Below are 18,428 nucleotides of genomic sequence, written 5' to 3'. Positions count from 1 at the left end.
TCTTTCGATACACCGATGTATTCGATACATTCGCGTATTGAACGGAGGTCGGCCCATGACGGTGGACGGCGGTGCGCAACGGCGCGTGACCCGGCGGCGGGTGCAGACCCGCGCCCGGCTGCTCGACGCCGCGTTCACCGTGTTCGCCGCCAAGGGCTTCGGGCGGGTCTCCATCGAGGAGGTCTGCGAGGCCGCCGGGTTCAGCCGGGGCGCCTTCTACTCCAACTTCGCCACCCTCGACGAGCTGTTCTTCGCCCTCTACCGGGAACGCGCCGACCTCATCGCCCGGCAGGTCGCCGACGCGCTCGCCGGCGACGGACCCGACCTGGACGTACCGGCCTCCGTGGACCGGGTCACGGACGTACTGCTCCTCGACGTGGACTGGCTGCTGGTGAAGACCGACTTCCTGGTGCACGCCGCCCGGGACCCGGCCGTCGCCGGGCTCCTCCTCGACCACCGCACCCGGCTCCGCGAGGCCGTCGCCGACCGGCTCCTGCGGGCCCGCGGCCACACCCCGATCCCCGCCGTGCTCGGCGACGTCGAGGGAGCGGCCCATGCGGTGGTCGCCGCCTACGACGGGGTCACCGTCCAGCTGCTGCTGGACAAGGACGTGGACCGGGCCCGTGCCTGGCTCAAACAACTGCTCACCGCGCTGCTGACCGACGGCAGCACCCGATTCGGATAAGAAAGGCGTCGCCATGGACGCGGACGTCATCGTCGTCGGAGCCGGCCTCGCCGGCCTGGTCGCGGCGCACGAACTCACCAGCAGGGGCAGGCGCGTCGCCCTGGTCGACCAGGAGAACGCCGCCAACCTCGGCGGCCAGGCGTTCTGGTCCTTCGGCGGGCTCTTCCTCGTCGACTCGCCAGAACAGCGCCGCCTCGGCATCAAGGACTCCCTCGACCTGGCCTGGAGCGACTGGCAGGGCAGCGCGCAGTTCGACCGCAAGGACGACGAGGACTCCTGGGCGGTGCGCTGGGCGCGCGCGTACGTCGAGTTCGCGGCCGGGGAGAAGCGGCCCTGGCTGCAGAGCCACGGCATCAGCCTGCTGCCGACCGTCGGCTGGGCCGAGCGCGGCGACCTGCGGGCCGACGGGCACGGCAACTCCGTCCCGCGCTTCCATGTCACCTGGGGCACCGGCACCGGCGTGGTCGAGCCCTTCGCCCGGTACGCCAAGCAGGCCGCCCGCGACGGACTGCTCACCTTCCACCACCGCCACCAGGTCGACGAACTCGTGATCGAGGACGGCGAGGCGCGCGGCGTCCGCGGCACGGTCCTCGCCCCCGACGACTCACCGCGCGGCGTCGCCTCCAACCGCGACCGCATCGGCGACTTCGAACTCACCGCCCAGGCCGTCGTGGTCACCACCGGTGGCATCGGCGCGAACCACGACATCGTCCGCCGCTACTGGCCCGCACGCCTCGGCACGCCCCCCGCGGAGATGGTCACCGGCGTCCCCGCCTACGTGGACGGCCGGATGCTCGACATCAGCGCCGAGGCGGGCGTCCGCCTGGTCAACCGCGACCGCATGTGGCACTACACCGAGGGCATCCAGAACTGGAACTCCGTCTGGCCCGGCCACGGCATCCGCATCCTGCCCGGCCCCTCCTCGATCTGGCTCGACGCCCTCGGCCGCCGCCTGCCCGACCCCTGCCTGCCGGGCTACGACACCCTCAGCACTCTCAGGCACCTGCGCACCACCGAGGACATCGCCGGGTACGACCACTCCTGGTTCGTCCTCACCCGTAAAATCGTCGAGAAGGAGTTCGCGCTCTCCGGCTCCGAGCAGAACCCCGACATCACCGCCAAGGACCGCAAGGCCGTGCTGCGCGACCGGCTCCTCGGCAAGGGCGCGCCCGGACCGGTGCAGGCCTTCCTCGACCACGGCGCGGACTTCGTGACCGCGACCTCCCTGGACCAGCTCGTCGAGAAGATGAACGGGCTCACGGACAAGGCGCTGCTCGACGCGGCCGAGGTGCGCCGCCAGATCGTCGCCCGCGACCTGCAGATCAACAACTCCTACAGCAAGGACTCCCAGGTCCAGGGCATCCACAACGCGCGCCGCTACATCGGCGACCGCCTGGGCCGGGTCGCCACCCCGCACCGCATCCTCGACCCGGCCGCCGGACCGCTGATCGGCGTCAAGCTGCACGTCCTCACCCGCAAGACCCTCGGCGGCATCCAGACCGACCTGGACTCCCGCGCCCTCGGTGCCGACGGGCAGCCGATCGGCGGGCTCTACGCGGCCGGCGAGGTGGCCGGCTTCGGCGGCGGCGGCGTGCACGGCTACAACGCGCTGGAGGGTACGTTCCTCGGCGGCTGCCTGTTCTCGGGCCGGGCCGCGGGACGCGCGGCGGCGAAGCAGACCGCGTGAGCGTCGCGCCGGGGGTGCCGTCGCCGCCTGCGGCGCCGTCGTGGCTGGTCGCGCGGTTCCTCCCCCAGCCTTCGGCCGGGGGCACCCCCAGCGCCCCTTACGGGGCGCTCAGCTGACTCAGTCGGTCAGGAGCCGCGCCAGTACCGTGGCGTGGCTCTCGTCCGGGGTCTTGGACGAGGTGAGCAGGGTCACCGGCCCCTTCCGGGTCGACTCCCGCAGACCGTCGAGGAGTTCGGCGGCCTCGGGAGCGGCCAGCTCCGCCTCGTAACGTCGGGTGAACTCCTCGTACGACCCGCCGTCGTGGAACCAGCGGCGCAGCTCGTTCGACGGCGTCAGACCCTTCGGCCACTCGTCCACGTGCGCGTCCTCCTTGGACACCCCGCGCGGCCAGAGCCGGTCCACCAGGACGCGCACCCCGTCCTCCGGCTCGGGCGACTCGTAGATCCTGCGGACGCGCACGCTCACGGTCGATGCACCTCTCGGCTCGCTGACGGTGCCGCGAGCGTAAGCGGCGAACCCGCCCCACGGGTGCCGACGCGGCGCAGCTTGACCAGAATGAGGGGGAAACGCGGACACCCGCGCGCCTAGTCTGTGGGCCATTGATCATCGGCCACCCCCCCAAGGGAGTTCATGTGCAGGGCGCAAGCAGACGTACCGCAGTCCTCCGCCGCGAGGCCGTCCTCGGCACCGTCCCGGTCGCCGTGGCGGCCCTGCTGGCCGCCGCCGGAACGGCCTCGGCGAGCACCATCGGCGCCGCGGGCGCGGGCGACCCCTACTTCCCGCTCAGCGGCAACGGCGGCTACCACGTCAGCCACTACGACCTGTCGCTCCGCTACGACACCTCCTCCCGGCACCTCGACGGCAAGGCGGTCCTCACCGCCCGTGCCACCGAGAAGCTGACCCGCTTCGACCTCGACCTCAGCGGACTGAAGGTCACCCGGGTGACCGTCGACGGCCGGACGGCCCGTTTCAGCCGCAGCGGACAGGAACTCGTCGTCACGCCGTCGCGGGCGCTGGCGAAGGGCCGGGCCTTCCGGGTCACCGTGGCGTACAACGGCGCACCCAAGCAGGTCACCGACCCCGACGGCTCGGCCGACGGCTGGATCCGCACCGACGACGGCGCGTTCGTCGCCGGGGAGCCGCAGGGCGCGATGACCTGGTTCCCGGCCAACAGCCATCCCAAGGACAAGTCGTCGTACGACTTCACGATCACCGTCCCCAAGGGCCGCACCGCCGTCGCCAACGGCGTCCTCCTCGGGCAGCACACCTCCGGCGGCCGTACGACCTTCCGGTGGCGGCAGACCGAGCCGATGGCCGCGTACCTCGCGACCGCCACGGTCGGCACGTTCAAGGTGCAGCAGTACACCACCCGGGACGGGATCAAGGTGTACAACGCGGTCGACCCGCGCGAGGCGAGCGGGTCGGCGGCCGTGCTGAAGAAGCTGCCGTCGGTGCTGGAGTGGGAGAGCAAGCTGTTCGGGCCGTACCCGTTCCGGTCCGCCGGGTCGATAGTCGACCACGCGCCGAGCGTCGGGTACGCGCTGGAGACGCAGGGCCGGCCGATCTACGACTCGGCGCCGGATCTGAGCACGCTGGTGCACGAGAACGCCCACCAGTGGTTCGGCGACTCCGTCTCCCTCACCGCCTGGAAGGACATCTGGCTCAACGAGGGCTTCGCCACGTATGCCGAGTGGCTGTACAGCGAGCAGCACGGGGGCGACAGCGCGCAGAAGAACTTCGACGCGCTGTACGCGAAGCCGGCGAGCGACGAGTTGTGGGCGTATCCGCCGGGGGATCCGGGGAGCGGGAAGAACATCTTCGGTGAACCGGTGTACGCGCGGGGCGCGATGGCCCTGCACGAACTGCGGAGGGCGGTCGGGGATCCGGTGTTCTTCCGGATTCTGCGGGCGTGGGCCTCGGAGCACCGGTACGGGCACGGGACTACGGCGGAGTTTGTGAAGCTGGCCGAGGGGGAGTCGGGGAAGGACCTCGGTTCCTTGTTCCAGACGTGGTTGTACAAGAAGGGCAAGCCGTAGCGGTTCGGATGCGGGCCGGTGGGGGTTGCTCGCGCAGTTCCTCCCCCAGCCTTCGGCCGGGGGTACCCCCAGCGCCCCTGAAGGGGCGCTGAAAGCTGACGAGTTTCTTACATCCGTCGGCCAAGGTCGATCTCATGATCCATCGCAGAGCTGCCGTCGCCCTCCTCTCCGCCTCCCCCCTCCTGCTGTCCGGGTGCGGGGGTGGCGCCGAGGCTGCGCCGAGCCGGTCGGGGGACGACCGGCCGGCGGAGGCGACGGCTTCCCCCACACCCGAGAGCAGCAGTAGCCCGCAGCCGAGCGGCATACCCGGGCTCGGGCCCAGGACGACGGCCGCGATACCCGGGCGGGCGGAGCAGGTCGTCGTCACCACCGGCCGGGGCAAGGACTCGCCGATCTCCACCGTCGTCCTCTACGAACGCGACGACGACGTCTGGCAGCCCGGCGCCAGTTGGCCCGCGCACAACGGCAGGGACGGCTGGAGCGAGCATCACATGGCCGGGGACCTGCGCTCGCCCGTCGGCGTGTACGGGCTGACCGACGCCGGGGGCCTGCTCGCCGACCCGGGGAGCAGGCTGCCATACCACCAGTCCTACGGCTTCACCTCGCCCGGTACCGGGTTCGAGGGCGAGCCGCTGGAAGGTTCCTTCGAGTACGTCGTCGCCATCAACTACAACCGCCAGACGGGCACTTCCCCGCTCGACTGGACCCGGCCGATGGGCGCGAACCGGGGCGGCGGCGTGTGGCTGCACGTCGACCACGGCGGGCCCACGCACGCCTGCGTCAGTGTCGCCAAGGCGCACATGAAGGAGTTGCTGCGCACCCTCGACCCGGACCGGCATCCGGTGATCGCCATGGGCTTCGCCGGCTGGCTCGCCCGCTAGGCCGCCGGAACTCCGCTTAGGATCCGAACCTGTGTGCGCACATGTGCTGGTGGCCGAGGACGACGAGATGCAGGCCGAGCTGATCCGGAGGTCGCTGCTCGCCGAGGGGCACAGCGCGACCGTGGTCCATGACGGGGCCGCCGCGCTGGACGCGGCCCGGCGGCTCGGTCCCGACCTGGTCGTCCTCGACCTGATGCTGCCGGTGATCGACGGCTTCGGCGTCTGCCGGGTGCTGCGCGGCGGCGACCCGGAGATCCCGGTGCTGATGCTCACGGCCCGCTCCGACGAGGACGACGTGCTGCTCGGCCTTGAGCTGGGCGCCGACGACTACATGACCAAGCCGTACAGCCCGCGCGAGCTGATGGCCCGGATCCGGACGATCCTGCGGCGCAGCGGGCGGGCCGCGCCCGTCCGGGAGGAGGAACCCGCCGTGACCGCCGCCGGGATCAGCGTCGATCCCGTGCGGCACCAGGTGCGCTGCGACGGGGAGCCGGTGGAGGTGACCCCGGCCGAGTTCCAGATCCTGCTCGCCATGGCCGGGGAGCCCGACCGGGTCTTCACCCGGCGGCAGTTGCTGCAGTGCACGCGGGGCTTCGACCGTTCCTCCACCGAACGGGCCGTCGACGTCCATGTGATGAACCTGCGCCGGAAGATCGAGGCCGATCCCCGGCGGCCGGTGCGGCTGGTGACCGTGTTCGGTGTCGGCTACAAGCTGAGCGGCGGCCGGCCGTGAAGCCCCGGATACCGTGGCGCAAACGGCTGCTGGTCCGGCTGCTGTTCACCTCGGTACTGATCGCCGTCTGCTCGGTGGCCGCCACCGCCTGGCTCGCCGTGACGACCACCACCAGCGCGCTGGAGGAGGAACAGGGGCAGGACCTGGCCGCCGACAACAAGATCCTCGCCGAGCTCAGCGGGTACGCGGCGGACCACCCCGACTGGAGCGAGGTCCGGCACACCCTCCGGGCCCTGGCGGCCAAGACCGGCCGCAGGATCGCGCTGACCACCGCCGACCGCACGCTGATCGCCGACTCGGCAGCCCACGACACCCCGCTGCCACCGCGCCCGGCGGCCGCCGTGGACCCCCTGCACACCGACACCTACACGGAGTCCGGCGCGCAGCTCAGCGGCATCGATCCGCGCGCGGTCGGTCCGTTCCGGCTCACCGCGCAGGAGCGAGGGAAACTGGACGCGGTCGCCGAGAAGCAGCAGGAGTGCTTCGGCCGCTTCGGCGTCCGGACCAGCGTCCAGCACATCCCGAGCGGACGGCCGCACGTCGTCTTCGACGACGCCAGAGACGCTCCTCTGGAACTCAAGGTCGGGTGCGGCAACGTCCTCGGCGAGTCGACCGGCGGGATCAACGACGCGCTCGACTTCCCGACCGCCACCGAGACCAAGGCCCTCGACGCGCTGACGGACCTGGCCCGTCCCTGCCTCAAGGCCCAGGACACGGACATCGGCGGCTCGCTGTACCTGACCTACGACACGACAGGGCGCGACCCCGTCTCGGGCGGGTTCCTCGTCACCAAGAAGGGGATCGAGCGGAAGACGGACCGGCTGGCGAAGAACTGCATCGCCAACGCCCGGCGCACCCAGCTCGAACCGTACGTCGCCCCGGCCGCCGAGCTCTTCCTCGGCATCGGCGACCAGACCGCACCCCGCTTCGACATGTCCCGGGCCAACAAGACGAAGATCGTCGGCGCGGCCGGCCTGGTCCTCGCCGTCACGGTCGCCGTCACCGCCGTCGTCGCCATGCGTCTGGTGCGGCCGCTGCGTGCGCTCACGGCCGCCGCGCAGCAGCCGCCCGAGCTGCACGTCCGGGCACGCGTGCGCACCCGGGACGAGACCGGGCTGCTGGCCGAGGCGTTCAACGACCTCACCGAGCGCCGGGAACGCCTCGAAGAGCAGCGCAAGGCGATGGTCAGCGACATCGCCCACGAACTGCGCAGCCCCCTCACCAACATCCGCGGCTGGCTGGAGGTCACCCGGGACGGTCTGGTCGACCCCGACCCGGCCCTGCTGGGCTCCCTGCACGAGGAGGCGCTGGTCCTGCAGCGGATCATCGACGACCTCCAGGACCTGGCCGCCGCCGATGCCGGCACCCTGCGCGTGCACCGCGAACCGGTGCGCGCCGCCGACCTGACCGACCAGGTCGCCGCCGCCCACCGCGTCGCCGCCGACGCGGCCGGGGTCACCCTGCTGACCGACACCGACGGCACCGCCTGGCTCGACGCCGACCCGGTCCGGATGCGGCAGGCCCTCGGCAACCTGGTCTCCAACGCCCTCCGGCACACCCCCGCCGACGGCACGGTGACCCTGTCAGCCCGCCGTGACGGTGACGACGTCGTCCTCACCGTCACCGACACCGGTCCGGGCATCGCCGCCGACGATCTCCCGCACGTCTTCGAGCGGTTCTGGCGCGCGGAGAAGTCCCGCAGCCGCCGTACCGGAGGCAGCGGCCTCGGCCTGCCGATCGTGCGCCATCTGCTCGCCGCCCACGACGGCACCGCCGAGGCGCGCAGCGAACCCGGCAAGGGCGCCGAGTTCATCCTGCGGCTGCCGGCCGCACCGGCCCCGGCCGACGTCAGCTGAGCCGGCGCTCCGCCCGCTGCCGGCGCCGGGCCAGCAGCCGGCGCTCCGCCTCGGTCGTACCGCCCCAGACGCCGACGGCCTGCCCGGTCGCCATCGCCCAGCGCAGGCAGGGGTCCTGCACCGGACAGCGCTCGCACACGGCCTTCGCGCGCCGCGTCTGATGCAGCGACGGGCCGGTGGTCCCGATCGGGAAGAAGAGGTCGGGGTCCTCGTAGCGGCACTCGGCGTGGTCTCGCCAGTCGTCCATCGAAGTCACCTGCGATCCAAGTCGACTCAGCCGTTTCCTGTGCGCGTTGCTCGGCTCCGGGTCACCGGTCCGGGCGCGGCTGAAACGGCCAAGTCCCGCGGGATTCGCGGGCGGTCACTGCTCGCGCAGACCCCAGGGGGAGCCGTATTCGGTCAGCAGGTCGAGGAACGGGCGGGCCGGGAACGCCTCCGGGCCGAGGACGCCCGAGCCCGACCACGCGCCGGTGGCCAGGAGTTCGAGGGCGACGACCGGGTTGAGGGCCGTCTGCCACACCACGGCCTGACAACCGTACTCCGCCATGGACCACTGGTTGTCGACAACGTGGTAGAGATACACCTCCCGCGGCTGTCCGTCCTTCACCCCGCGCACCCAGGTGCCCGCGCAGGTCTTGCCGCGCATGCGCTCGCCCAGTGTCGCCGGGTCGGGCAGCGACGCGGCGACGACGTCCCGGGGCGAGACCGCTACCGGGCCGTCGGCGCCGGGCACCGTCACCGGGGCGGTGCGGTCCAGGCCCAGCAGGTGCAGCGTCTTCAGCGTCTCGATGAACTCGCGCCCGAGCCCGTACTTGAAGGTGACCCGCCGCGCGTCCACCCAGCGCGGCACGAGCAGCACCTCCTCGTGCTCGACGTTCACGCACTCGACCGGACCGATCCCGTCCGGGAAGTCGAACACCTCGGGCTCGCTGAACGGCGCGGTGGTGAACCACCCGCGTCCCCGTTCGTACACGACGGGCGGGTTGAGGCACTCCTCGATGGTGGTCCAGATACTGAAGGAGGGCGCGAAGTCGTAGCCGTCCACGGTCAGGTTCGCACCGTCGCGGATGCCGATCTCCTCGATCTCGTCGAAGAGCTCGTCGGCCGCGTACCGGGCGAACACGTCCGACAACCCGGGCTCCACCCCGATCCCGACCAGCGCCAGCGCACCCGCCCGCTCCCACTCCCCGGCCAGCGCGAACTGCTCGTCGCCCAGCTTCACCCCGCACTCCTCGTACGGCCGCTCGGGATGCGGCCGGGACAGCGACATCGCCATGTCGAGGTAGTCGGCGCCGGCCTTGCGGGCGGCCCGGAACAGGGGCATGACGAAGCGCGGGTCGGTGGCGTTGAGCAGCACGTCGCAACCGTGGCGGGCCAGCAGCGCGGCCACGGCCGCCTCGTCGCCGGCGTCGACGCGCTCGGCGCGGAACCGGTCGTCGCCGACGGCCGCCACCGCCGCCTCGGCGCGGGCCAGGTCGTAGTCGGCGACCACCAACAGGTCGAAGAACGGCCGCCGGGCCGCGATCCGGGTGACGGCGGTGCCCACACCACCGGCTCCCACGAGCAGTACACGCATGCGGGAATCTCCTTCTGGGACAGAGAGCGAGGTCGGAAACGAGGGCGCCTTGGCCGGAATGAAACGCCCGGCCGTCGCGTAAGGTCAATGGCGTTGGCATAAGGGCGCGGCACAGGAACGGCAGGGAGTACGCGATGCCCAAGACGGTGGTACCGGAGGAGAAGCGCCGCAGGCGCCGCCCCACCCGCAGCGGCACGGTGCTCTCCGAGCGGCTGATCGTGGAGACCGCGCTGCGCCTGCTGCGTGAGCACGGCAGCGCCGGCCTGACCGCCCGCCGCCTGGGTCTCGCCCTCGACTGCGACGCCAGCACCCTGTACCGCTACTTCCGGGGCATGGACGACCTCACCCTGGCGATCGGCGACGCCCTCATCGGCCAGGCGCTGGCCGGCTGGAGCCCGACGGGGGAGTGGCGGACGGACCTGCGGACCATCGGCCTGCGCATCCACGCGCAGTACGTCGCCCACCCGCAGGCGGCCCTGCTGACGACGAACCGCGTGACCGGCCGGGCACACGAACTGGCCGCCGACGAAGCGGTCCTGGACGTCCTGCGCACGGCAGGCTTCTCACTCGCGGAGACCGTCCGCGTCTACCACGCCTTCATCGACCAGACTCTCGCCTTCGCCGCCCTGGACGCAGCCTCCCTCACCCTCCCGAAGGACTCCCAGCGAGCCGACGAGGACAAGTGGCACTCGACCTACGCCCGCCTCCCGCACACCACCCACCCACGTATCGCGGAGGCGGCGCCGCTCCTGGCGAAACGCATGGTGACCAGCGCCTATCCGACGGCACTTGAAATGCTCCTGGACAGTGCAGCACCCCGTCAGGGGCGCTGGGGGTACCCCCGGCCGTAGGCTGGGGGAGGAACTGCGCGACCAGCCCCCACCCACCCGCACCCGTACGCGTACGAATTGACTCCCTACGGCCGGCGCAACGCACCCTCGGCCGTACTCGCCACCGCCTCCGCCACCGCCCCCAACGCCGGCGAATCCAACTTCCACTGCTGCCAGTACAACGGCACGTCGACCCACCACTCCCGCCCCCCGATCCGCACCAACCGCCCGTCCCGCAGCCGCGGTACCGCCTGCGGCTCCGGCACCATCCCCCACCCCAGCCCCGCCGTCACCGCGTCCACGAACCCCTCCGACGTCGGCACGTAGTGCCGCAGCGCACTCGCCCCCGCCCCGCCCAGCCGCCGTACGAACCCGTCCTGGAAGTCGTCGACCCGGTCGAACACGATCACCGGCGCCTCGGCGAGCGCATCCGGCAGCGCCCCCGAAAGACGCGCCGCCGCGAACTCCGGCGCCGCCACCGGCAGGTACCGCATCCGCCCCAGCGCCCGCACCGAACACCCCGGCACCGCCTCCGGCGACGACGTCACCGCCGCCATCACCAGCCCCTCCCGCAGCAGCGCGGCCGTGTGGTCCTCGTCCTCCCGCCGCAGTTCGACATAGACGTGCGGCAGCCCGGTCAGCGCCCGCAGGAACCACGTCGCCAGCGAGTCCGCGTTGACCGCGACCGACACCCGGGTCGGCTCCCCGGCGCCGCTCATGCCCAGCTCACCGCGCGCGTCCCGCTCCAGCCGCGCCAGCTGCCGGGCGAACCGGACCAGTACCTCGCCCGACTCCGTCGGCCGCACCGGCTTGGTGCGTTGGAGCAGCACCCGGCCCGTGCGCTGCTCCAACGCCTTGACCCGCTGGCTGACCGCCGACGGCGTCACGTGCAGGGCCGCGGCCGCCGCGTCGAACGTGCCCTCGTCCACCACCGCCAGCAGCGTCCGCACCTGGTCGAGCGGAAGTTCCACCGTCGCACTCCTGTCTGTCTCCTGTCTGTCTTCAGCTGCGCTAAGGGTACGTAAAAATCTTTAGCTGTACGCAGAGTGATCGCTTCCGTAGCGTCGAGGGCATGTCCAGCTCTCTCGCCGCCGCTGCCGCAGGATTCGGCACCGGCCTCTCGCTCATCGTCGCCATCGGTGCCCAGAACGCCTTCGTGCTCCGCCAGGGCATCCGCCGCGACGCGGTCCTCGTGGTCGTCGGCATCTGCGCGCTCTCCGACGCCGTCCTCATCTCGCTCGGCGTCGGCGGGGTGGGCGCCATCGTGGTGGCCTGGCCGGGCGCGGTGCGGGCGGTCGGGCTGATCGGCGGCGCCTTCCTGCTCTGCTACGGCGCCCTCGCCGCCCGGCGGGTCCTGCGGCCCGGCACCGGCGGTCTGCGCACCGAGGGCGAGACGGCAGGGTCCCGGCGGCGGGCGGTCCTCACCTGCCTGGCCATGACCTGGCTGAACCCGCACGTCTACCTGGACACCGTGTTCCTGCTCGGCTCCCTCGCCGCCCACCGGGGCGACCTGCGCTGGACCTTCGGACTCGGCGCCGCCCTGGCCAGCCTCTGCTGGTTCACCGCCCTCGGCTTCGGCGCCCGGCTGCTCGGCCGGTACCTCGCCGGGCCGGCCGCCTGGCGGGTGCTGGACGGGCTGGTGGCACTGACCATGATCGGGCTCGGCCTGATGCTCGTGGCGGGATCCTGAGCCGCCCGGATCCTCGAACGGCCGCATCCTGAGACAAGCGGTTCGGCAGCCACGGAAGTTGCTGCGATAGTGAACCTGCAACCGAAAAGATGTAGCGGGCATCGAGAAGAGCAGGACACCAGGAACTCCGTGGACACCAGCGAGAGCGGCACCCAGTCCGACATACAGACCCCCGACGACGCCACGGCCGCCCCGCCCCGGAGCGGCTGGCGGCGCTGGGCGATGGACACCCGCCCGCTGCGCATCCCGGCCTACCGCAGGCTGTGGACGTCGACCATCGTCACCTCGGTCGGCAGCCAGCTGACCGCCGTCGCCGTGCCCAAGCAGATCTTCGACATCACGGGGTCGTCCGCCTGGGTCGGCGCGGCGAGTCTCGCCGGACTGCTGCCGCTGATCGTGTTCGCGCTGTGGGGCGGCGCGGTGGCCGACACCATGGACCGCCGCAAGCTGCTGCTGATCACCAACATCGGTATCGGCGTGACCTCACTGCTCTTCTTCGTCCAGGCGGCCACCGGGATGAGATCGGTGGCCGCGCTGATGGTGCTGCTCGCGATGCAGCAGGCGTTCTGGGGGCTGAACGCGCCGGCCCGTACCGCCTCCATCGCCCGGCTGGTCCCGGAGGCGCAACTGCCCGCCGCCAACGCGCTCGGGTCGACGGTCATGCAGACCGGGCAGGTGGTCGGCCCGCTGCTCGCCGGTGCCCTGATCCCCGTCATCGGGCTGCCCGAGCTGTACCTGATCGACGCGCTGGCGCTGTGCGTGACGGTGTGGGCGGTCTACCGGCTGCCCGCGCTGCCGCCCCTGGCGGGTGCGACGGCGCGGCGGGCCGGGGTGCGCGAGATCGTGGCGGGCTTCCGGTACATCTCCATGCACAAGGTGCTGCTGCTGTCGTTCCTCGCGGACATCATCGCGATGGTCTTCGGCATGCCCCGTGCCCTGTTCCCGCAGCTGGCCGCGCAGACCTACGCCTCCTACGGCGAGGGGCTCGCGCTCGGCCTGCTGTTCGCGGCGATCCCGGTCGGCGCGGTTCTCGGCGGGCTCTTCTCCGGCACCTTCTCGCGGGCCCGCCGCCACGGCCTGATGGTGATCGGCGCCGTGGTCGGCTGGGGTGCTGCCGTCGCCGGGTTCGGGCTGAGCCGCAACCTCTGGGTCGCCGTGGCCTTCCTGGCCGCAGCCGGGGTCGCCGACATGGTCTCGATGGTCTTCCGCGGCGCGATCCTGCTGTCCGCGGCGACCGACGAGATGCGGGGCCGGATGCAGGGGGTGTTCACCGTGGTGGTCGCGGGCGGGCCGCGGCTGGCCGACGTGCTGCACGGCACCGCGGGCTCGGTCTTCGGGCCGCGGGCGGCGGTCGCGGGCGGCGGGCTGCTGGTGGTCGCGGTGATGCTGGTTCTCGCCGCCGCCGTTCCGGCCCTGCGCCGCTACCGCGTCTGAGCGGCTACACGGGCCGACGTCCGACGTAGGCGTCGAGGAGTTTGCCGCGGGTGACCTCCAGGCGGCTGGCGAGGATCTCGGCGACCGTCCGTACCAGGGACAGACCGAGCAGCGGATCCTCCACGCACAGCGCGAGCACGGCCGAGGCGTCGTACTCGTAGGCCCGCACCTGGCTGAAGGCCACCGCCCCGAAGTCCCAGGTGTACGGCGGGAACAGCCAGGACCAGCCGAGCAGGTCGCCGGCGCCCAGAGTGGCGACGGTGACCCGCTTGTGGGTCGTCACCTCCTGGTCCAGGTTGACCGCTCCCGAGCGGATCACCCAGAAGCGGTCGGCGGTGCCGCCGGCCTCGAAGATCCTGGAGTCCTCGGGGAAGGACACCTCGTGAGCCAGTTCCATGAGGCGCTCGCGCTGGGCCTGGGGCAGGGCGGTGAGCAGTTTGATGGCTTTGGTCATGGCACGGGGCTCCTCGCCGGCGAGGGTACGGGGTGCTTTCCCTACGCCCATTTCAGCCGCTGCCGCCCCGCCGGGCACCTCGAAGAAGGTGAGAATCGCCGTCGGAAACCGGTCCGGGCGTGAAAAAGCCCTGGCTGGACGGGGGAGGCCAGCCAGGGCCGTCAGAAGTGGTTCGGGAGGACCTGCTTGTCAACTCCTCGACCACTTATGGGTGAACGGTAAACCATCCAGAGCTATTTCGCGTAGTCGTGAACAGGGTACGTGACCTGTTTCACTTTGGGGAGCCCCGGTCGCCCGCGAAGGGTTTGGCCGCGCCCCGACCGGTGAGCCGAAGAGTAGAGCCCCGTACGGACGGGACTGAGCCGACCAACCGGTCCACCACCCAGGGAGCGAAAGGATGTACGAAAAGTACCGGACCGAGTCAACCATGGCACCACCTGAGTCCCGTCGGCCGCCGCTGCGGCCGGCCGACGCCCGCAGAGCGGTATGCGGCGCCGTCGCCCGACGCGCCGTACCGTGCCCCGCCGAAGCCCTCGACGACGCCCTGCTCGTCACCTCCGAACTGACCACCAACGCGATTCTGCACGGCGGCGGGATCACCGGCTTCGCCGTCGACGTCGAGGGGTGCGCGGTACGGGTGTCCGTCAGCGACCGCAGCGACGAGATACCGGTGGCCGAACGGGCCGTCGACGAGGACCGCCGGTGGCGGCCGCACGGCCGGGGCTGGCCCATCGTCTGCCGGCTGGCCCGGGACGTGGAGGTCGCCGGACTGCCCTGCGGCGGCAAGCGGATCACCGCGGTCGTGCCCCTGCGCTGAGCCCGCGGAGGGGCTGGCCCGCGGAGGGGCTGGTGCCGGGAACGGTGTTTGGGCCCGGATCGAAGGGGCAGGCGGAGTGTCGTGCTTCGGACCGGAGGCGCGCGCCAGTGGGAGCAGTCGTTCGACAGCCCCCGGGCCCGTAGAGCGGTCCGGGTGGTGCTTCCGCGGCGACCCTGACATCGCAGTTCGGGTCGAGTCCCGGAACCACGTTCCGGTGACGCCCTGAAACCCACAGTTCAGGAGCGAATCCGCATGCCCACCGACTTGTCGACCAGCCGTTCCCGCACATCCGACCGCACCACCCGCACGACGCCCCGCCGCACCCACGACGACGCCCCGGACACGGTGGCCCTCTTCACCCGGCTCGCCACGCTCGACGACGGGCCCGAGCGGGAGGCCCTGCGCGACGAACTGGTCGCCGCCTGGCTGCCCATGGCCCACCGCATCGCCGGCCGGTTCCGCGACCGCGGCGAGTCCGTCGAGGACCTGCGCCAGGTGGCCGCCCTCGGGCTGGTCAAGGCCGTGGACCGCTTCGACCCCTCGCGCGGCGCCTTCGAGAGCTACGCGGTGCCCACCATCACCGGCGAGGTCAAGCGGCACTTCCGGGACCGGATGTGGGCGCTGCGCGTACCGCGCCGGGTACAGGAACTGCGCAACCGGGTGCGGGTGGCCCGCCGCGAACTCACCCAGAACCCCGGCTCCGCCGAGCCCACCACCGCGGCCCTCGCCGCCCACACCGGGCTCACCGAGGACGAGGTCAACGCCGGCATCGAGGCCCTGGAGAGCTTCAGCACCCTGTCCCTGGACGCCGAACTCTCCGCGGGCGAGGACGGCTACAGCCTCGCCGACACCCTCGGCGAGGCCGACGGCTCCTACGACGTCGTCGTCGACCGGGAAGCGGCCAAGGAGGGGCTGCGCCGGCTGCCCGAACGGGAGCGGGCCATCCTCTACATGCGCTTCTTCGAGGACATGACCCAGAGCCGGATCGCCGACAAGCTGGGCATCTCCCAGATGCACGTCTCCCGCCTCATCAGCCGCAGCTGCGCCCGCGTCCGCGCCGAGGCGCTGGGCCGGACCGCCGAATGATCCCCCGACCGCCGTGGAACCGCTTCCGACCGACCGAGGAGTGACGCCGTGCTGATGCCCCACCCCGCCACGCTGCGCCGGCTCGTGGACGAGTACGAGAGTCTCCGCACCGTGGAGACGGCGCCGGACCCGAAGGCGGGCGACCTGGCCTACACGCTCTGCGTGATCACCGGAACCCGCGACATCGCCGCGGCCCTGGCGAAGTCCCGCCACCTCCTGGCCGCCGCCGCGACAGCCGGCCTCCCGCCCGTCACCATCCCCGCCACGCCCTCACCTCCGGCACCGGACACGACGGTTGCGCCGACGGCGGCCACCGCGGCCCTGCCCGGGGTGCCGCCGGTCCCGACGACGGCGTTCGGGGACGCGCGAGACCGCGCCTCGGCCCGCATCGCGGTGGCGGAGTGACCCGGCGTCAGGGGGCGGGCACGGGCTGCCGGACGGGGACCTGCAGCGGACGGGCCAGGCCCGCCACCGACTCGTCCAGGCGCTGGAGATGGCGCAGCACCCGGTCGGTCACCCTGCCGTAGCGCGGGGCGCGCAACGTACCCGGCTCCAGCATCGACACGATGCTGGGGCCGGTCTCGATCCGGGCGTCCGACCCGTCCTGCCCGACATGGGCGGCGATCGCCTCGATGTTGTGCACGATCCGCCGTCCCGCCCCGCGCAGCCGGGGATCCGCCGCGATGGCCGGATGGGTGGGCAGCAGCTCCGCCGTGGCCGCCAGCGACCGCGCGTGGTAGGCACAGGTCTCCAGCAGCGCCACCACATAGCGGGCGGTGTCCCGGCGGGAGCGCAGCGGGGTGATCGGATGGGTCAGCGGCTGGACGGCCGCGGCCAGATCGGCCAGCGCCTGGTCCAGGTCCCGGGCCTTCTCCACCAGGTCGACCGGCGGCGCCCCGCCCAACTGGTCGGCGGCGGCCCGGGTCACGTCGGCCAGCCGGTCCAGCGTCGTCACGAGCAGCTCGTCGGTACGGCGGTCGGTGTGCACCGGCAGCACCACCGCGGCCGCGATCACCCCGCACACCGCACCGAGCGCGGTCTCCGCCACCCGCAGCACCAGGACGTCCAGACTGTAGGTGTTGAGGAGCGTGTACAGCAGGCCCAGCATCGCCGTCACGAAGAACGACATCAGGGTGTACGACAGCGGTGCCGAGTAGAACATCGCGAAGATGAAGAGCAGCACCAGCCCGAACGCCGTCCAGGTGTGGTGCCCGACCAGTCCCGCGAGCCCGATGCCGGCCACCACGCCGAGGACCGTGCCCAGCAGCCGCCGGTAGCCCTTGACCAGGATCTCGCCGGTGGACGAGGTGTTGATGAACACGATCCAGCAGGTCAGCACCGCCCAGTACCAGCGCTGGGCGGACAGGAACTCGCCGCCGACGATGGCCAGCGACGAGCCGACCGCCACCTGCACCGCCGCCCGCGTGGTGGGCCGGCGCAGCCCGGTCGCCTCCTCGGCCTGCCGTTCGCCCTCCTCGGCGCCCTCGATGGCCGCGTCCTCGGCGTCCAGTTCCTCCCGCGACCGGGAGGTGGCCGGGGTGTCGTCGGACTCGTCCTGCGGCCCGTCCAGGGCGATCCGCAGCCCCAGCACCGCCCGCCCGGCCTCGCCGATGCCCCGGAAGACGTCCTGGACGGCGGGCGAGGCGGCCGGCAGGTTCTCCCCCTCCCGGTAGCCGAGGAGCCGGTTGCGCAGCCGGGCCAGCGCGGTCCCCTTCCCGGGGCCGGCCGGCCGCAGCACCAGCAGCCGCAGCGCCTCCAGATCGAGCCGCAGCCGCTCCAGCGCCTCGTCCCGCACCGGCTCCCCGACGGCCGACGGCAGGGGGGCACCCGGCAGATGGAGGGTGAGCGTGTCCGCCCGCCCGGTGCTGCGGGCGGTGAGCAGCAGCAGCCCGAGCCGCTCGGCGGCGATCTCCGCGTCCGCGATCCGGCGCTGCACCAGCCTCGCCACCGTCTCGTCGGAGGTGCCGTCCGCCAGCCGCCCCTGGATCAGCAGCGCCGTCTCGTGCAGCCGGGCGGTCCTGACCCGGACCTCCTCCACCGCCCGGTCCAGCTCGTCCGGCCCGGCGTCGAGCAACTCGGCCTGCGCGGCGACCAGTTGGGCAAGCCGGACGCGGAAGGCCCGCCGCAGCCGGGCCAGGATGCCCGCGGGGGTCTGCCGTACCAGCACGAACCGTGCCAGGGCCGCGCAGCCGAACGCCACCGTGATCGTGAGGTACAGGCCCGGCAGCGCGGCCACGGTCGCGTGCACGAACAGCGACGCGAAGTAGATCTGGAAGCCGATCAGCCCGAGCGCCGTGCCCCGGTCGCCGAAGCGGCGGCCGTAGACCGCGCAGAAGATGAGCGCCACGAAGAACAGGTCGCCCATCACCACCCGCGCGTTGAGCAGCGCGCCGAGCGACATCGAGGCGAGTGCCACCGGCAGGCCGAGGGCGAGCGTGACGGCCTGCTGCGCCCGCCCCTTCTCCCGGATCGCGAAGGTGGCCACCATCGCCGTGATGGCCCCGGCCACCAGATGGGACACGTCGGCCCGCAGCGCCGCCAGCACGGCGAGCGTGAGCGCGATCGACGTGACCGTGCGCAGACCGGCGGTGAACCGGAGCAGCCCGGGGTCGGCCGCCGCGAGCCGCCCCCAAAGCTCCGCCCGCACCGGCCGCCCCGCCGCT

General features: G+C 72.4%; 18 protein-coding genes. 12 read left to right on the top strand and 6 right to left on the bottom strand.

The window, feature by feature from the left end:
• Window positions 1–55 precede the first annotated feature (55 nt).
• The gene (locus ACZ4UV_RS21070) at window positions 56–685 is read left to right on the top strand and encodes a TetR/AcrR family transcriptional regulator (RefSeq protein ID WP_351497921.1); all 630 of its coding nucleotides are present in this window, start codon (window positions 56–58) and stop codon (window positions 683–685) included.
• A 13-nt stretch (window positions 686–698) separates the two neighbouring features.
• Entirely contained in the window at window positions 699–2,372 is a 1,674-nt protein-coding gene (locus ACZ4UV_RS21065; RefSeq protein ID WP_390038721.1) for an FAD-binding dehydrogenase, read from the top strand.
• Window positions 2,373–2,489: 117 nt separating this feature from the next.
• Here ACZ4UV_RS21065 and ACZ4UV_RS21060 read toward each other — a convergent pair whose 3' ends face one another.
• Window positions 2,490–2,837 (bottom strand): DUF488 domain-containing protein, encoded by a 348-nt coding sequence (locus ACZ4UV_RS21060; RefSeq protein WP_451019144.1) that lies wholly within the window; start codon window positions 2,835–2,837, stop codon window positions 2,490–2,492.
• 167 nt (window positions 2,838–3,004) lie between these two features.
• On the opposite strand from ACZ4UV_RS21060, the gene ACZ4UV_RS21055 reads away from it, so the two are divergent.
• The 4 genes from ACZ4UV_RS21055 (at window position 3,005) to ACZ4UV_RS21040 (ending at window position 7,878) form a co-directional block, all read left to right on the top strand.
• Window positions 3,005–4,408: a M1 family metallopeptidase gene (locus ACZ4UV_RS21055; RefSeq protein WP_451019145.1), complete on the top strand. Its 1,404-nt coding sequence runs from the start codon at window positions 3,005–3,007 to the stop codon at window positions 4,406–4,408.
• 134 nt (window positions 4,409–4,542) lie between these two features.
• Window positions 4,543–5,289 carry a hypothetical protein gene (locus tag ACZ4UV_RS21050; RefSeq protein ID WP_467839724.1) on the top strand — a complete coding sequence of 249 codons (747 nt, stop codon included), beginning with the start codon at window positions 4,543–4,545 and terminating at the stop codon, window positions 5,287–5,289.
• Window positions 5,290–5,320: 31 nt separating this feature from the next.
• The gene (locus ACZ4UV_RS21045) at window positions 5,321–6,022 is read left to right on the top strand and encodes a response regulator transcription factor (RefSeq protein WP_388917212.1); all 702 of its coding nucleotides are present in this window, start codon (window positions 5,321–5,323) and stop codon (window positions 6,020–6,022) included.
• Complete coding sequence (locus ACZ4UV_RS21040; protein WP_467839721.1) at window positions 6,019–7,878, top strand: HAMP domain-containing sensor histidine kinase; 1,860 nt, start codon at window positions 6,019–6,021, stop codon at window positions 7,876–7,878. Before ACZ4UV_RS21045 ends, ACZ4UV_RS21040 begins: the two co-directional genes overlap by 4 nt.
• Here the strand turns inward: ACZ4UV_RS21040 and ACZ4UV_RS21035 are convergent.
• A complete protein-coding gene (locus ACZ4UV_RS21035) occupies window positions 7,871–8,125 on the bottom strand; it encodes a WhiB family transcriptional regulator (RefSeq protein ID WP_467839717.1) in 255 nt (84 codons plus the stop codon). The two genes, ACZ4UV_RS21040 and ACZ4UV_RS21035, sit on opposite strands and share 8 nt — an antisense overlap.
• 114 nt (window positions 8,126–8,239) lie before the next feature.
• The gene (locus ACZ4UV_RS21030) at window positions 8,240–9,454 is read right to left on the bottom strand and encodes a saccharopine dehydrogenase family protein (RefSeq protein ID WP_467839714.1); all 1,215 of its coding nucleotides are present in this window, start codon (window positions 9,452–9,454) and stop codon (window positions 8,240–8,242) included.
• Window positions 9,455–9,588: 134 nt separating this feature from the next.
• Between ACZ4UV_RS21030 and ACZ4UV_RS21025 the strand changes: the two genes are divergently transcribed.
• On the top strand, window positions 9,589–10,305 hold the full coding sequence (locus ACZ4UV_RS21025; protein ID WP_467839711.1) for a TetR/AcrR family transcriptional regulator: 717 nt from the start codon (window positions 9,589–9,591) through the stop codon (window positions 10,303–10,305).
• Between the two features lie 65 nt (window positions 10,306–10,370).
• On the opposite strand, the gene ACZ4UV_RS21020 is transcribed toward ACZ4UV_RS21025, so the two are convergent.
• On the bottom strand, window positions 10,371–11,255 hold the full coding sequence (locus ACZ4UV_RS21020) for a LysR family transcriptional regulator ArgP (RefSeq protein ID WP_390038706.1): 885 nt from the start codon (window positions 11,253–11,255) through the stop codon (window positions 10,371–10,373).
• Window positions 11,256–11,356: 101 nt separating this feature from the next.
• On the opposite strand from ACZ4UV_RS21020, the gene ACZ4UV_RS21015 reads away from it, so the two are divergent.
• A complete protein-coding gene (locus ACZ4UV_RS21015) occupies window positions 11,357–11,974 on the top strand; it encodes a LysE/ArgO family amino acid transporter (RefSeq protein ID WP_451021439.1) in 618 nt (205 codons plus the stop codon).
• 129 nt (window positions 11,975–12,103) lie between these two features.
• The gene (locus ACZ4UV_RS21010; protein ID WP_390038702.1) at window positions 12,104–13,408 is read left to right on the top strand and encodes an MFS transporter; all 1,305 of its coding nucleotides are present in this window, start codon (window positions 12,104–12,106) and stop codon (window positions 13,406–13,408) included.
• A gap of 4 nt (window positions 13,409–13,412) precedes the next feature.
• Here the strand turns inward: ACZ4UV_RS21010 and ACZ4UV_RS21005 are convergent, their stop codons facing one another.
• Window positions 13,413–13,862: a cyclic nucleotide-binding domain-containing protein gene (locus ACZ4UV_RS21005; RefSeq protein ID WP_351497895.1), complete on the bottom strand. Its 450-nt coding sequence runs from the start codon at window positions 13,860–13,862 to the stop codon at window positions 13,413–13,415.
• A 397-nt stretch (window positions 13,863–14,259) separates the two neighbouring features.
• Between ACZ4UV_RS21005 and ACZ4UV_RS21000 the strand changes: the two genes are divergently transcribed.
• The 3 genes from ACZ4UV_RS21000 to ACZ4UV_RS20990 all read left to right on the top strand — a co-directional run bounded on the left by ACZ4UV_RS21000 (window position 14,260) and on the right by ACZ4UV_RS20990 (window position 16,170).
• On the top strand, window positions 14,260–14,679 hold the full coding sequence (locus ACZ4UV_RS21000) for an ATP-binding protein (RefSeq protein ID WP_451021438.1): 420 nt from the start codon (window positions 14,260–14,262) through the stop codon (window positions 14,677–14,679).
• A 252-nt stretch (window positions 14,680–14,931) separates the two neighbouring features.
• Complete coding sequence (locus ACZ4UV_RS20995; protein ID WP_467839706.1) at window positions 14,932–15,765, top strand: SigB/SigF/SigG family RNA polymerase sigma factor; 834 nt, start codon at window positions 14,932–14,934, stop codon at window positions 15,763–15,765.
• 54 nt (window positions 15,766–15,819) lie between these two features.
• Window positions 15,820–16,170 carry a DUF5133 domain-containing protein gene (locus tag ACZ4UV_RS20990; protein WP_467840702.1) on the top strand — a complete coding sequence of 117 codons (351 nt, stop codon included), beginning with the start codon at window positions 15,820–15,822 and terminating at the stop codon, window positions 16,168–16,170.
• A 7-nt stretch (window positions 16,171–16,177) separates the two neighbouring features.
• On the opposite strand, the gene ACZ4UV_RS20985 is transcribed toward ACZ4UV_RS20990, so the two are convergent.
• Window positions 16,178–18,412: an FUSC family protein gene (locus ACZ4UV_RS20985; protein ID WP_467839703.1), complete on the bottom strand. Its 2,235-nt coding sequence runs from the start codon at window positions 18,410–18,412 to the stop codon at window positions 16,178–16,180.
• Window positions 18,413–18,428 lie beyond the last annotated feature (16 nt).

It is taken from the genome of Streptomyces sp. NPDC028289 (assembly GCF_055565975.1).
Note: the sequence above shows the minus strand (reverse complement) of the source record. Positions and strands in the feature narration are given on the sequence as shown.